We start from the raw sequence: 14,951 nt of genomic DNA on the forward strand, positions 1-14,951 counted from the left end.
CAGACGGCGACTACACCAGCTGTCCAGTTTTCGGATCACGATTATATAGTTGGCGCGCCACTCGTTCATGATATTCATTGACTGCCAGCACAAAGTTTTGTAATTCCTGCCCTTCGAGGTAGTTATACTGATAATTAGGCTGAATTTTCAAGATGCCCTTCGACTGCACCTCGTAGCGCGTCGTCAGCTCATGATGCTTGCCGTCCTTGCTCATCACTTCTTCGTGCCAAATCCACGTCGTTTTATCGAGGTTAAAGAACGTCCGTCGGACGACGTGAGCCGGCTTTTCGCCGAAAATTGTTGCACCAATTTCACTCTCCAGCTGAATCAGTTCGCGCTCAGTCAATTTCTTCAGCGGCCGATCTTTACGAGTGAGTCGCAGTAGTGAGCGCGTCGATTTCGGGACTTTTGGCGCCGAGGCGGCGTGAGCAGGCTTTGCCAATTGAGACGAGCGTGAAAGACGCGTGTTATCCGCCAAGACGAGACCAAGGGCTTTTTTGAGAATCGTTGGCATAAATCACCTCCTTTCAGGCTGCTCGTCTATAATTATTTCTATGATCCTTTGGCATGGCGTCAGACGCGTCGAAAGCTTGTGCCGCGATCGCATTATGCTTCATTCGATACTCCCCAATGCGCTCACCAGTTGCTGTAACAGTTTGCAAACATTCCTCAACCCAGCTCTCCAGTCTTCGTCGCTCCTCTAGCGATATCTTTGCCGGCTCGGCCGTATCAGCTACCACCTCGGCACTACCGCGCACCGCCGCTTCGGATAGACGCGGCGCCACTCGCTGTGATCGCTCTGGGTGTGCTTGCGTCGCCAAATCCAGCGCTTCGGCCCGCGCCTTTTGAATCGACATCATTTCTGTGATTGGTCTTGGCTGCTGATTCATTATCTCTCCACGTTTACAAGCCAAAAAGTTTTACCGTGTTATCGGTCGCTGCCTTTTCGAGGTCACGAAGCACTAGCTTGCGCTCCGCCGCCCAATACTTTGCCACCAACTCCACATATTCTGGCTTATTCAGCTTACCACGAAATGGCTTCGGTGTCAAGAATGGTGCATCAGTTTCTAATAATAATCGCTCCAGTGGGATGGAGGCGAATAATTCTCGCTGTGCTTGGTCTTTGGTGAACGTGCTAATTCCATTCAAACCAACGTAGAGTCCGCGGACAAAACCCTTCTCCAAATTGAGGCGCGTATCAGTAAAACTGTGCAGCACGCCGCGGAGGCCATGAAAATTATCAAAAATTGGCCAAAAATCATCCCACACCGACGGCTGGTCGGGCGCACCATCACGCACATGAAAACTAACCGGCAGATTATAATCCACCGCCAGCTGCAGTTGCGCCTCCAGCGCCTGAATTTGCACCTCGCGCGGGCTATGATTGTAATAATAATCAAGACCGATCTCGCCAATCGCCACAATTGGTGAATTATCCTCTCTACCTTTAAGCAGTTGTTCCACCTCACCCCAGCCATCTTTGCTGTCATGCGGATGAATGCCAACTGCCGCCCAAGTATAGTCGCGATTCGCGGCAAACTCCACTGCTTGACGGCTGCTGCGCTCGTCAGTACCAACACAAATCATGCCGATGCCCGCCGCGATTGTTTGCTGATACAGCTCCTCGCGATTGTCCGCGAAAAACTCGGTATCATGCAGATGACAGTGCGAGTCAATCAAGCGTAAGTCTGCCGCCATACTATTCTCCGCCGTCAGAATCATTATTATTTACCCTGGGCTTCTACTTTTGGGGCGCGCGGATCGGACGTATGTAGATATTTGCGCGGGAATAATGGTGTCAGCTCTGACGGCACGACACCACTGGCAAACATGTCGTGAATTTTCTCAGCAGTTTGCGGCATAAATGGACGAAGCATGTTGGATACTTGAAGCAACGTACCGCTGGCATGTGCCAAAATCTCGCCCAAATGCGCTTCCGCCTCTGGATCTTTATCGCGTTTTTTAGCAACTTGCCATGGTTGCACGCGCTCGATATATTGATTCAATGAACGGATAATCTGCCAAATCTCATCTATCGCTAGATTGAAATTTAACGCTTCCATATTAGCACGGTACGGCCCCATATCGTGCTCAGCTTGCGGCGCATCGCCAATGACGCCGGCTTGATAACTCTGCACCATCTTTGCCACCCGCTGTACCAAATTACCGAGATCATTACCCAGCTCGCCGTTATAAGCCGCTTCAAACTTCTCCCAAGTAAAGTCACCGTCATCCTGAGTTGGCACGTGGCGCAGAAAATAATAGCGAAAGGCCTCGACACCATAGTGCGGGATGATATCAACCGGACCAACACCATTACCGAGACTCTTACTCATTTTGGTACCACCAACATTGATAAAGCCATGGACCAATAGCACTTTTGGCAGCGGCAAGTCCAGCGCCATCAGCATCGCCGGCCAAATCCCGGCATGAAAACGAAGAATATCCTTACCAATCACCTGTACATCCGCCGGCCAAAATGCCTGCCATTCATCAGCTCGATCAGGATAGCCGATGACCGTGATGTAATTACTCAGCGCATCCAGCCAAACATACATCACCTGCGTGTCGTCGCCCGGCACCGGCACACCCCAGCTGAGGTTCTTGCGCGGACGCGAAATTGACACATCTTTCAGGCCATCTTTCATCAACTCCAAAAATTCTTTTTTGCGAAATTCAGGCACAATTTTCATCTTGTTTGATTCAATGGCCTGGCGAATGTTCTCCGAAAAAGCACTGGTTTTGAAATAATAATTTTCCTCGCTCAGCCGTTGGTACGGCGACTGATGATCAGGACAAATGCCATTATTTTCAGCCGCTTCTTTGTCAGTGACGAACGCCTCGCAGCCCTGACAATACCAGCCCTCATAAGTGCCTTTGTAGATGTAACCGGCCGCAGCAAGTTTCTGCCAAATATACTGCACCGCACTAACGTGATGCGGGTCAGTTGTGCGGATAAAATCCGTCGCTGAAATATTCAACTCGGCAATCATGTTTTGGAAATTGCCATGCATTTGGTCGACATAGGCTTGCGGTGTCTGATTTTGGCTGGCAGCCTTGGCAGCAATTTTATTGCCATGCTCATCCACGCCCGTCTGGAAACGTACTTCACGACCATTTTGCTGCTGATAGCGCGTCCACACATCCGCCAACATATAGTCCATGGCGTGTCCGATATGCGGCAAACCGTTGACATAAGGAATAGCAGTAGTGATATAGGCGTGTTGTTTAGTCATGCTACTCATTGTATCATCATCTGGAACAATTTTCACTGATATGCGTTCGCCGAGGGCTCACCCGCGCATCATTGCTACTACCGCAATTCGCCCCGCCGTATCACCCGATGAGTGCGAAAAATAATTTGGATTGTCCGCCGTATCAATTGGCGAAATGAAAATGTTATCACCAGGCACGCCAGTCTGGATGGCTAGCGAACGATTGAATCCTTGCATGTCCAGATAAATTCCGTCAGCCGTTTGACGGCAGAAATTGTGCCAATTAGTATCATTTGTATGATCAAAATAATCCATACGATAATTTTTCTGCGTAATACTTGGTGACATCCAAATTTGTAAATCTTTTGCCTGGCTACCGCGCTCGACAAAATACTGAACGGCCTGAGACATCAACTGTGCAACCGTCGAATGTCGACCTAAATGCGCCAGCATAAGCGCCCGGCGTTTTGGATCATAGATGACGGTGGCGATACAGTCCGCCACTGGCAAAAATAAGCCGACGCCAGCCATTTCGGTATATAGCGCGTCAGCAAAAATCCCCTCGTTGTTGTATTTCACTGTGTCAGTTTCAGTGACTTCGGTAATAATATCAAAAGTTTGCGCTTGATCATATGAAATTACGTGATAGACAACGTCGTCATAGGTAATGCCAATTTGATCACAAAACCGCCGCCGGTTCTCTAGTACGTCAGCTACGTGGCGACCGCGAATACGATTGAGCATGGTGCCGTCATTTTTCGACGAAACCGCAACTAGCAGATCGGACGGAAAGCAGACGGGCTGATCTGCCGCAATCATCGCGCCCGCCATTCACTCAGTAGTCGCTGCCAATCGTCAATCGCCAAATCCTCAGCACGGACATCAGGCGAAATGTTAGCCTTTTTCAGCAACTGTTCGGCGCTATCTTTACTAACACCCAGTCCGCTGCTCAAGCTGGAACGCAATTTTTTACGCTTGGCCGAAAAACCGGCTTTGACAATGCGGAAAAAATCTTTTTGGTCTTCAGAAGCGACCAGTGGTTCGGTGCGAGTCCTCAATACCACCACCTGTGAATCAACTTTTGGCGGCGGCGTGAAGAACTGCCGCGGCACCTTAATATCGAGGTCTGCCTCGGCAAATAGCTGCGCACTAACCGCTAAAATGCTCATTTCACCAGGCTCCGCTGCGATACGCTGGGCAACCTCTTTCTGCACCAACAGCACCGCCAAGCTCGGTTTATTTTCCGCCGTCATCAACTTCTCGACAATTTTGCTAGTGATGTAGTACGGTACGTTGGCGACCACTTTGTAGCCAGCCGGCAACTGATTCAAATCAAATTGCAAAATATCTTCGTTGATCACTTCCAGGTTTTTGCCGGGAAATTGTCCTGGCAACTTGCGCGCCAAATCCCCGTCAAACTCCACCGCCACTACGCGCTGAGCTCGCGCCAACAACCGGCTGGTTAATGTGCCAAGTCCCGGCCCAATCTCCAAAACCACATCATCTTTACTCAGCTCCGCCGCCTCGGCAATATCCGCCAAGACTTCTGGGTCGCGCAGCCAGTGCTGGCCTAATTCTTTTTTCGGCCCACGCGCTGACGCCATCTAACGCCCGTCCCCGTTCGTCCAATCAGTCGCCAGGTCAAACCCATGCGGATGCCGGGCCGCAAAACCGCCAGTATCATACACTTTTCCAGGGCCCATGCTGGTTTCCACCACCGAACAGCGCGGATAATTACCGTAATTTGCCGCCACCAAAATATAGCCGTCCTTATCCACCTTAGCACCGTCCGCCCGCACCGTGTAGCCACCGCCGCCGCAAGCGTTAGCAACAATATTCATCGGTAAATCATAATAAGTCTCGCGGTGCGCCACACCCTTGGAGTCGGTAAATATTTGCGCACCCTTGCCTTTGGTTAACGGATTTTTGGGCTTGGTGCCGATCACTTCGATTTGCTTTTTAGGTTGTTTGCTGATACGGCTACTTATTTCCTTACGACTAATCTCAACACCGCGCTCAGCCTGGGCCTGGTAGGTCACGATACGAATACCCTTTTCGCCCAGCTGCTTGATCTCCTTAAAACCAATCGGCTGATTCGCATCCTTGATCTGCTCCACTGGGAAGTCAATGTCAACCTCCTCGGTCACGGTTCGCAGTGGCGCACGGGTAATGTTCATCAGCACGTTTGTCCCATCCAGCAGCATATTATCGCTCGTCATAAATTCAACCTTATCCTCGACATACAGCGTGATCCCCGCCGCTTTGGCGATTCGCTGCGGCGTCTGCTCCGCTGTGGTAATATGTGAGCGCCGCGAACCATCAATGACCGTTACCGGCCGAGCCCGAAAAATTGTCACCGTAAATGTTGTTCCTGTCAGCTCCATATCAATGTCTGGCTTAACAACGTCACGCCGCTCATCAACCGTTACCCGCGCCAGCTGTAACGCCTGGCGTACAGTGCGTGCTCGGGTCATGATCGTCTGCTCGTGGCCACGGTCGCGAATCGTCACCAGCCGCTCCGCTGACGACTGGGCATGATTATCTTGTGCTTGGGTAGGTTGAGATAGTAGCAGGCCAACCGCACCGGCCACGAAAGCCATGAAGCAGCCCAGCAAAACAACTGGCCGCCAGCCTTTCTCCATTTGCCATTTCCACCAGTTCATCATTCTGCTCTAGTACTTAATTAACGGACGTATTATACCATATTTATCTAATAATTACTAGTACCACCCTCTGGCCTTGCTGTGCGCCACCGCTTTTTCCCACGAGCCATATCGTCTCATCACGTAGCCATGCATCCAATTCAGCGAATCAACTGGGTTGAGCGGATTTCCTGGCACTTTACTACACGGCAACGCCTGTGCGAGACCACAGGCGCCACTCCGGCTGCGAGCATTTGGATTCCAGCCACTTTCTTTCTGCACCAGCCACTCGGCATAGCCCCACTGGTCACGCGGAACATTTGACGAAGATAGCCACTGATCTTTGTTGCCGCCACCAGTATATGGCATAGCGGCATTCTTTGTGCCGATAATTTCAATTTGTTTTTTAGGCTGTTTTGTTACCTGACTAGCAAGCTCCCGACGGCTCACCTCCTTGCCATTTTGCACCTCAATCTCATAAGTCACCGTCCGCCGACCCTTTTCGCCCGCCTCTTTCACCTCCTTGTGACCCGTCTCGCGATTGGCATCCCGCACTGTCTCGACCGGAAAAGCGACATCTTCATCAGTTGTGATCGTCTGCCTACCGTTGCGCCAAACATTCAGCCGCATACCACTAGTAATCGGCGCCTCGAGCGGCATTGATACGGTATCGTTACTGGCCAGCTGGACACGCTTTTCCTTGAGTAGCGCGCCGACGGTTTTCGTGTGGGTGCGTACTTCAGCCAGTGACCCGTAGAGATTGAGCTGTAGCGGCGTGGCCCGCTTGATGGTCAAGACTGCATTCGTGCCACTGGCAACCACGTTTTCGGCGGCATGGATATCGACAATATCCTCGCTATAGAGTTTGATCCCCGCCGCTTTGGCAATTGCCGCCGGGGTTTGCTCGGCCGTGGTTAGCCGAATACGCGCCCGGCCATCGACTACCGTTACCGGCCGAGCTCGAAAAATATTAACGTTATATGAACTAGCGACCAGCTCTTCATCAAGTGCTGGCTCCACTACATCTCGCCGCTCGTCAACCTCAATCCGCGCCGCCTTCAGTGCCTCGCGCACCGTTTTTGCCCGAGTGATAATTGTTTTCTCGACTCCCTTATCGTAGACGCTCATCAGACGCTGGCCGTCGCTCCGTGATGGACGCTCGGTACCCTGCGCCAGTGCAGCATCCGCTAGCTGGATCAATGTCACTCCAAGCACGAGCAAACCGATCAATAGAAAAATCTTCTTTGAATGGTAGCGAATAGATAAACTCTTTTCCATAATCTCGCTCGTGGACAGTGCCACAAACTGCTATGTATTATATCAAATTTTCTCTAATCTGGCGAATTCTACATTAAGCTTTTTCGTCTTACCATCATCAAATTGCACCGTCACCGCCATTCCGTCAACGTCCACCACCTCACCCGCACCAAATTGTGGGCTTCGCACGTGGTCACCGACCCCTAGGCCTATGTCATCATAAAACACGTCATCGGCTGGCGGCGCGGCAGGCGCATCCAGACCACCGCTCATCAGCCCCATTTCATCGAGAAATCGCGACGGCAGATTATAGCCAATCTGACCAAACTGCGTCCGTGAACTAGCACAGGTCACAAACAGCACCTCTCGGGCCCGCGTTATTCCCACGTAGCAGAGGCGGCGCTCCTCCTCAACATCATCCGCTTTACCGCTGTCAAATACCCGTGCATGCGGCAAGATCCCCTCCTCCAAGCCAGTCATAAACACCACCGGAAACTCCAGACCCTTCGCAGCGTGCAGCGTCATCAAGGTAACCTGCTGATCCGCTTGGCCATCGCTTGATGACATCAGCGCCATGTCTTCGAGGAATGTCGATACATCAGCGTAGGCGCGCGCCTCAGCTACCAAAACACCGAGGTTCTCCAGCCGCTCTTCGGCCTGCACACTGCCATCATTTACCGCCTCGCCGTAGCCAGTCTGCTCAATAATTTGTTCGATAACCTCGGCCGGTGCGCCGTTCAGTAATTGTTGTAATTTTTGCAGCAATTGACCAAATGCCCGCAGTGACTGCTTGGCGCGAGCGGTCAAACTTTCGGCCTCATCAACCGCCACTAGCCCTTCAATAATATTCCGACCCGACTGATCATTCCAGTCAAGAAATTTCGCTACGGTCACCGCACCAATACCACGCTTCGGCAAGTTGACAATCCGCGCGAAGCTAACGCGGTCACTGGGTTGATATAATAACCGGAGATACGCCAGTACGTCCTTGACGACTGCTCGATCCAGAAACCGCAGACCGCCCACAATCTTATACGGGATGTGCCGTTGACGCAGCGCGCGCTCTATGGCGTAACTCTGGGCATTGGTGCGATACAGTACTGCTATGTCGCTATAGGCTCGGCCCATCCTGGCCTGGCGATGAATTTCGTCAGCCACTGCTTGTGCCTCCTCGGCCTCGCTGTACAGTTGCCACAATTGCGGCGTCATCCCGCCAACCGCTTCTGTCCAGAGGTTTTTGTCGGTGCGCTGGGTATTATGTTGGATTAAGTTATTTGCCACCGTTAAAATTGCACCTGTTGAGCGATAATTTTGCTCTAGTTTAATCACTGCCGCACCCGGAAAGTCACGCTCAAAATGAAGAATGTTGGTATAATCTGCACCGCGAAAACTATAAATTGACTGTGCATCATCGCCGACCACACAGAGGTTACGCTCTGGACCGACTAGCAGCTTGATCAGTGCATACTGCACCGCATTGGTATCCTGATACTCGTCGATAAGAATGTGGCGAAATTGCTGCTGCCATTTGTGACGGATATCAGGCGAGGAGCGCAGTAGCTCCACCGCCTTAAGCAATAAATCATCAAAATCGAGCGCCCCAGCCCGGTGCATAGCGGTCTCGTACGCAGCAAACAATTCGGCAATTTGCTGCTTAGTGGGGCCGACCGCCTGCATCATATACTCATCGGGTGAAAGCATGTCATTTTTTGCCGCAGAAATAGCCGCAGCGATACGGCGTGGCCTGATATCGCGATCAGTCAGCCCACGCGATTTCATCAACTGCTTGATCAGACCCAGCCGATCATCTTCATCATAAATAATAAAATTACGACCGAGGCCAATTGACATCCCGTCTATCCTCAGTAGCCGCACACAAATACTATGAAATGTCCCCATCCACGGCATGAAGCGTCGATCCGAGGCGTCTTCGCCCAACATATCAGCCAACCGCTGGCGCATCTCTCGAGCAGCCTTGTTGGTGAAGGTTACCGCCAAGATACGGCTGGGAAAAATCCCTCGCTCGCTGATCAGATAGGCGATGCGATGCGTTAAGGTTTTTGTCTTACCACTCCCCGCTCCCGCTAAAATAAGCAGCGGCCCGCCATCATGCTGGACGGCTCGCCGCTGTTCGGGGTTGAGTTCAGATAGGATGTCCATTACTTATAGTATAGCAGGAAAAAGTACGCCGCTGCACCGCCGCCAACGCCGATAAGGGCAAAAAGAATGATCAATAGAATGGTCCCGATGCCGGATTTTTTCTTATCAGGCTGGAGCGCTTCCCCGGTGGCTGGCTGGCTGGCTGCCGCATCAAACATCGGCTCTGGATCTGGCGCGATCTCGTCACCGGCGGTGTACTGCTGAGGAATGTCGCCCGGAGTGTGCGGTCGACGTGGCGTCTCATCACCAGCTATCTCAGCGTCACTCTCGTCCATCGACTCGATCGCCATCAGCTCACTGTCTAGCTCCGATGTATCAGCGGCGGGCTGCTTGGACGAAGCGCCTACCGATGTAGCATCTGCGTCGAGTTGCTCACTGACCTCGCTGGCTTCAATTTCATCAATGGTCGCTTCAAGGCTCGTACGATCAGCAGCAATGTCAGTATCAGCCGCCTCATCATGGTGTTCTACTACCTCGTCTCCAGCCGCCGCATCCGTCACCAGACGATCATCATCGGCCGTTAATTCATCCATGGTCAGCCCTTCACTATCAGCTGCCTTAGCCGGAGCGTCCTCTGCTAGTAAGCCTTCCTCGATAAAGGCGCTGTCAGTACTAGCTTCGGCTTCACTGGCCATCGATTCATAATCAGGCACGTCCTTGGTATTGAGCGACACATTGTCTGACGTTAGACCCTCAGCCACATGCGATGGATCGGGCTGCAGAACGAGGCGTGGTGGTCGACGCTTGATCTCGCGATCAGCTACCGATGAGTGAGCGGTGCTATCATCTGCCATCATATCACTTGACACGTCCTCAGTAGTTTCAGCCATGTTAACACCCTGCTGGCCGTCATTACCAGTCCGACTGGAGAGATACGAACCAGTCGGCTGAAGCGTCACGCCAGCGCGCGACTGAGAAACGCTATGCCCGCGCATGACAGATGACGGATGTACAACATCCATGAAACGGCCAGACGGTCGACGCGAAATAGCTGGTGAGGGAGCGACAGTTGACTCGTTACCGCGTTCTGTATCAGAGGAATCGTCAGTTGGTTTTGCTGCTGACGTATCGGCCACTTTATCCTGCGGCGCGTCTGAGGCGGGTTGGTCGTCTGCCTTTTTATCTGGTGTTTTGATATCTGGAAATACCACAGCCGGTTTAGTCTCTGAGGCAGCGCGCGGAAATCCATTGGCTTCCGTCGACGGTGAAGCCGTCTCCCTGGTAGATGATTCCTGTAGTGAGGTCGGTGGCTCGCCCTGTGACTCACTGTGTGGCTCGTCATGACTAGACTCCGGGGTTATTGACCGGGTCGGCGGTTCTGGTATCGAAGTAGGCGACGGCGAGACAGGCGACGAGGTTGTCTTGAACGACGGTATCGGCTCGAGCGTTAGCTTCGAGACAGGCTTTGGCTCTGGCTTTGTAACAGAAATCGGGACAGCAGTCGGCGCTGGTGTTGCTGCAGCCGCCGGCGGCGCACTTGGAGTGTCCGATGAGGCTGATGATTGTGTTGTCTTGGCCGGGGCTGGTGGCTTGCTCGTATCGGTACTTGTTGACTCGGATGCGGGTACGGCTGATATGGTTGGGGTTGGAGATGCGGGCGCAGACACGGGCGTCGACAGCGGTGCCGGCGTCGATGCCGGTGCAGCGGTCGGCGACGGAGGCGTTAGCGGCTTGATGGTCAATGGCGGAATCGGTGTTGATGGCGTGGCGGCAGGTGACGGCGGCGTTGATGTTGTTTCAGACTTCTCAATCGGCTGCGGTGCGGTAGCTACCGGTCTGCTTAGCGGCGTCGATAATGACACGGTGGGCTGCGCTACCGACTGAGACTGAGGGCGTGACGGCACTACCGGAGATGTTGCCACTGGCTCGGGCCGAGAGGCGAGAGAACTAGACCGAACAGCCTCGGATGACAGCGTAGCAGCGCCACCTTGGGCGGCTGAATCGGACTGGGAGATAGGGGTACTGGCCTGATCTGCTGTTTCGAGCTGTGTTGAGGTCGGAGCAGCGGTTGGCTGAGTTGGTTGAGAAACTGGTGCAGACGATGATGTATTTGTCACATCTTCAGTAGCACCGGTTGCGGGTGCCGTCGACGTCGCCACGTCCGTATCAACACCGGCCGCCTGCTGAGCCGCTTCTTTTTCCGCCCGTTTCTGCATCAGTGACGTCACCGCCCGATCAAGTTCGTCAAAATCAATGTCTGACATAAGCCCCCCTATTCTTTATGCGCCTTTTTTACTATCTCCGTAAATTGATATGCGTCCAGACTCGCTCCGCCAATCAACAGTCCATCAAGTCCCACCACCGCGAGATAATCACCGGCGTTATCGACTGAGACACTGCCGCCATATACCACGCGTATCGCTTCGGCTGCTTCCTTGCCAAATAAATGCGTGATCTGCCGGCGAATCACCTTGAGCACCTTGGCAAGGTCACTCGGCTGCGCATACTCACCACTGCCGATCGCCCAGACTGGCTCGTAAGCAATCACCACGTGGTCTATTTCCTCAGCTGTAATATTTGCCAGGCCATTTACAATCTGATCCTGGAGCACCTCGCGCGTTTCGCCTAGCGTCCGCTCGTGTGCCGTTTCACCAATACAGAGGATTGGTTGAAGCCGATTACGCAGTGCCGCCTGCACCTTGAAACGAATATCCTTGTCGCTCTCCATAAATATATGTCGCCGCTCCGAATGGCCGATAATGACATAATCGACCATACCATGTAGATGTGCCGCTGGCACCTCGCCGGTGTACGGACCATGGTCACGCCAGTAGCAATTTTGGGCGGCGAGCTTGACGATCCGACGCTTGATTTGCAAGCTCAAACTTTGCAGTGTCAACATCGTTGGCGCTACCACCACCTCGACGTCGCGGCGGACTGGCAGCTGCTCCATCAGCTTATGTAAATACAAACTGGCCTCATGCATAGTGAGGTTCATCTTCCAATTGCCGATAATGAGTGTTTTTCGCGTCATAATGCTTATGTTTAGTGTATCATTTTAGTCCGTGTGCGTCTAGTAAACTTTCCACACCTGGTAATTTTTTACCGCTCATCAGCTCGAGGCTGGCTCCGCCACCGGTCGAAATATGCGAAAATTGCTTGCCGTCATGCCCATCCCACCCAAGGACAAACTCCGCCGTATCGCCACCACCAATAATTGACGTAACGCCGTGATTTTGTACGATGGCTTCGGCGATCCGAGCCGACCCCCGAGCAAACAACGGATTAGTCGAATACCCCAGCGGCCCGTTCCAAATGACTGTTTTCGCCGAGGCAATCACCGAGGCAAACTGCGCCATCGTCTCAGCACCAATATCTAGCGCCATCTCACCGTCACCGATCCCATCAACCGACACTTCATGGCGATCGCCCGATGTTTCTGGTGACAAAGCCACCGCTACATCACTAGGCAGCCGCAAAAACTGATCGACCCGCTCACCACCAACTTTCTCGGCAGCACGGCGGTAGATGGCCGCCAGCACCTGCTCTTGATCCGGCTCAACCGTACTGTGGCCCATCCTATGGCCGCGATAGGCGAGGAAGGTGTTGGCCATCGCCCCACCGATGAGAATCGTGTCAGCTTTATCAATCAGCCGCTCAATCAGCGCAATCTTATCAGCAATCTTCACACCACCAATAATCGCCACTAGTGGTCGCGCTGGATGCGACATCGCTGCGGTTAGCGCGGTATATTCGTGCACCAATAGATCACCGGCCAGCCCCGGCACATATAATGTAATCGCATGGGTACTGGCGTGGGCTCGATGCACCACCGCAAAACCATCCTGCACAAAATAATCCGGCCGCACTGCCCGAGCAATTGCCCTGGCAAACACCATATCGTCACGCGACTCCTCATCATAAAACCGCAAATTTTCTAGCATCAGTATGTCGCCGGCTGCCATATGCCGCGCTGCTTGACGAATCTTATCACCGACACAGCCATCAATAAACTGCACTGGCCGCCCGAGCAGCTCAGCCAGTCGGCGCGCCACTGGACGCAGACTGTATGCCGGATCGACCCCCTTTGGCCGCCCGAGGTGACTCATCAAAACAATCTTGCAGCGTTGCTCTAATAGATAGCATAGAGTCGGCAAACTAGCACGAATTCGTAAGTCACTGGCGATCCCACCAGTCGTAGTCAAGGGCACATTATAATCAACCCGCACCAGGACGGTTAGCCCGCGGAGATTAACGTCATGAATTGTTTGCTTGAAAAATCTGCCCACCCTTTTCTCGTCCTACTCCATTGTCCGGATCTGGATATTATCGGTCTTGCCCGGCCGGCCCGGTTGATGACCACTGACCAGCACCAACGTCACTGGATCCTCGCCAAAGTAACCTTCGGCCTTCAATTCTTCTGCTAATTTATTGGCCGAACCCAGGCCACTTGGACGAACGTATGAGCGCGTGGCGTAACTGAGTGCTAATTTTTGAGCGGTTTTTTGGCTATCAGTCACGCTAATAATCGGCATATTCGGCCGAAAGGCGCCGACATTCACCGCAGTTACACCCGTACTAGTCTCGGCAATAATTGCCCGCGCCTTAAGCTCTGTGGCTAACCGCGCCGCCGTGTAGCTGAGCAGCGCATCGTGCTTACGACGCTTCTCGCTTGACTCAACCGCCATGACATCACTGTGCTCCTGAGTGTACATAATCGTCCGGCGCATCGCCTGCACTGTCTCGATCGGATATTTACCGTTGGCCGTTTCATCCGACAACATCACCGTGTCAGCACCCTGGATGACCGCATTGGCAACATCGCTCACCTCAGCGCGAGATGGCTCAGGATTGTCAACCATACTGCCCATCATCTGTGTCGCGACGATACTGAGCTTAGAATATTTACGACAAAGAGCGATAATACGCCGTTGGATAACTGGCACGATCTCGGCCCCAGCCTCAACCGCCAGGTCACCGCGCGCCACCATGATGCCGTCACTCGCCTTGACGATTTCCTCCAGATGCTCATCAGAGATCGCTGACTTGGTCTCGATTTTGGCAATAATATACGCATCCGAGCCCAGCGCCGTCAGCCGCGAGCGCAGATCGATAATGTCGTCCTCCGTCTGTACAAAACTAAGCGCCACATAATCAAAATCTTGATTGGCTGCCCACTCAATATCGGCGATATCTTTTGGTGTCAAGATATCACCACCAAAATCGGTATCTGGCAGATTCAACCCTTTACGGCTCATCAAAAATCCGTCATTCTGCACCTCCACCTTGATGGCCGTTGGGCCAGCAATTTCACGAACGATCGACTTGATCTTGCCATCAAACATATACAGCGGCTCGCCAACTTTCATTTTCTCAGCGAGGTTATATTGGACAGGCAGATTGAAACTTCCATCGTGTTCTGTGATTGACGAATCAAGCGTCAGCATATCACCAGCCCGCACCGTCAGCATGTTATCTTTGAGAACGCCGAGGCGGATTTTTGGACCTTGAAGGTCTTGGAGAATGGCAACTGGTTTGCCCTGCTCATGACTGGCCGTGCGAATCCAGTCGATTTGCTCACGCCGCTCGTCATAACTACCGTGGCTGAAATTCAGACGAAAGCCATTGACACCGGCCTGCATAAGTTGACTAATTTTATCCTGACTCATCGTTGCCGGACCGACAGTCGCTAGGATTTTGGTACGTTTAAAAATTGTGTTACTCATCCTTTTGATTA

At 52.7% G+C, this 14,951-nt stretch carries 13 protein-coding genes; all 13 read right to left on the minus strand.

Features of this window, described 5'->3' with window-relative positions; all coding sequences use genetic code 11:
• Positions 1-10: 10 nt before the first annotated feature.
• The 13 genes from GWK77_02950 to pyk are packed head-to-tail and all read right to left on the minus strand — an operon-like array spanning position 11 to position 14,940.
• Entirely contained in the window at positions 11-514 is a 504-nt protein-coding gene (locus tag GWK77_02950; GenBank protein QHU93113.1) for a hypothetical protein, read from the minus strand.
• Between the two features lie 13 nt (positions 515-527).
• Positions 528-890: a hypothetical protein gene (locus GWK77_02955; protein ID QHU93114.1), complete on the minus strand. Its 363-nt coding sequence runs from the start codon at positions 888-890 to the stop codon at positions 528-530.
• 13 nt (positions 891-903) lie between these two features.
• A complete protein-coding gene (locus tag GWK77_02960; GenBank protein ID QHU93115.1) occupies positions 904-1,698 on the minus strand; it encodes a preprotein translocase in 795 nt (264 codons plus the stop codon).
• Between the two features lie 26 nt (positions 1,699-1,724).
• Positions 1,725-3,236: a methionine--tRNA ligase gene (locus tag GWK77_02965; GenBank protein QHU93116.1), complete on the minus strand. Its 1,512-nt coding sequence runs from the start codon at positions 3,234-3,236 to the stop codon at positions 1,725-1,727.
• Positions 3,237-3,293: 57 nt separating this feature from the next.
• Positions 3,294-4,034 carry a hypothetical protein gene (locus tag GWK77_02970; GenBank protein QHU93117.1) on the minus strand — a complete coding sequence of 247 codons (741 nt, stop codon included), beginning with the start codon at positions 4,032-4,034 and terminating at the stop codon, positions 3,294-3,296.
• On the minus strand, positions 4,031-4,819 hold the full coding sequence (gene rsmA, locus GWK77_02975) for a ribosomal RNA small subunit methyltransferase A (protein QHU93118.1): 789 nt from the start codon (positions 4,817-4,819) through the stop codon (positions 4,031-4,033). The genes GWK77_02970 and rsmA overlap by 4 nt, the downstream gene beginning before the upstream one ends.
• Positions 4,820-5,878 carry a DUF348 domain-containing protein gene (locus tag GWK77_02980; protein QHU93119.1) on the minus strand — a complete coding sequence of 353 codons (1,059 nt, stop codon included), beginning with the start codon at positions 5,876-5,878 and terminating at the stop codon, positions 4,820-4,822.
• A gap of 57 nt (positions 5,879-5,935) precedes the next feature.
• Positions 5,936-7,159, minus strand: coding sequence for a DUF348 domain-containing protein (locus tag GWK77_02985; GenBank protein ID QHU93120.1), 1,224 nt, complete (start codon positions 7,157-7,159; stop codon positions 5,936-5,938).
• A gap of 18 nt (positions 7,160-7,177) precedes the next feature.
• On the minus strand, positions 7,178-9,268 hold the full coding sequence (locus GWK77_02990; GenBank protein QHU93425.1) for a UvrD-helicase domain-containing protein: 2,091 nt from the start codon (positions 9,266-9,268) through the stop codon (positions 7,178-7,180).
• 5 nt (positions 9,269-9,273) lie between these two features.
• Complete coding sequence (locus tag GWK77_02995; protein QHU93121.1) at positions 9,274-11,478, minus strand: hypothetical protein; 2,205 nt, start codon at positions 11,476-11,478, stop codon at positions 9,274-9,276.
• Between the two features lie 8 nt (positions 11,479-11,486).
• Positions 11,487-12,251, minus strand: coding sequence for a triose-phosphate isomerase (locus GWK77_03000; protein ID QHU93426.1), 765 nt, complete (start codon positions 12,249-12,251; stop codon positions 11,487-11,489).
• A gap of 16 nt (positions 12,252-12,267) precedes the next feature.
• On the minus strand, positions 12,268-13,503 hold the full coding sequence (pgk, locus tag GWK77_03005) for a phosphoglycerate kinase (protein ID QHU93122.1): 1,236 nt from the start codon (positions 13,501-13,503) through the stop codon (positions 12,268-12,270).
• Positions 13,504-13,515: 12 nt separating this feature from the next.
• A complete protein-coding gene (pyk, locus tag GWK77_03010) occupies positions 13,516-14,940 on the minus strand; it encodes a pyruvate kinase (protein QHU93123.1) in 1,425 nt (474 codons plus the stop codon).
• Between the last annotated feature and the right edge of the window lie 11 nt (positions 14,941-14,951).

The sequence above is a fragment of the Candidatus Saccharibacteria bacterium oral taxon 488 genome (assembly GCA_010202645.1).
Lineage (GTDB): Bacteria > Patescibacteriota > Saccharimonadia > Saccharimonadales > Saccharimonadaceae > Nanosynbacter.

Excerpts from the sequence above, each read along its gene's own strand:
- pyk (QHU93123.1), bottom strand. The coding sequence starts at position 14,940 with ATGAGTAACACAATTTTTAAACGTACCAAAATCCTAGCGACTGTCGGT.
- rsmA (QHU93118.1), bottom strand. The coding sequence starts at position 4,819 with ATGGCGTCAGCGCGTGGGCCGAAAAAAGAATTAGGCCAGCACTGGCTG.
- GWK77_02970 (QHU93117.1), bottom strand. The coding sequence starts at position 4,034 with ATGATTGCGGCAGATCAGCCCGTCTGCTTTCCGTCCGATCTGCTAGTT.
- GWK77_02995 (QHU93121.1), bottom strand. The coding sequence starts at position 11,478 with ATGTCAGACATTGATTTTGACGAACTTGATCGGGCGGTGACGTCACTG.
- GWK77_02950 (QHU93113.1), bottom strand. The coding sequence starts at position 514 with ATGCCAACGATTCTCAAAAAAGCCCTTGGTCTCGTCTTGGCGGATAAC.
- GWK77_02965 (QHU93116.1), bottom strand. The coding sequence starts at position 3,236 with ATGACTAAACAACACGCCTATATCACTACTGCTATTCCTTATGTCAAC.
- GWK77_02955 (QHU93114.1), bottom strand. The coding sequence starts at position 890 with ATGAATCAGCAGCCAAGACCAATCACAGAAATGATGTCGATTCAAAAG.
- GWK77_02960 (QHU93115.1), bottom strand. The coding sequence starts at position 1,698 with ATGGCGGCAGACTTACGCTTGATTGACTCGCACTGTCATCTGCATGAT.
- GWK77_02980 (QHU93119.1), bottom strand. The coding sequence starts at position 5,878 with ATGAACTGGTGGAAATGGCAAATGGAGAAAGGCTGGCGGCCAGTTGTT.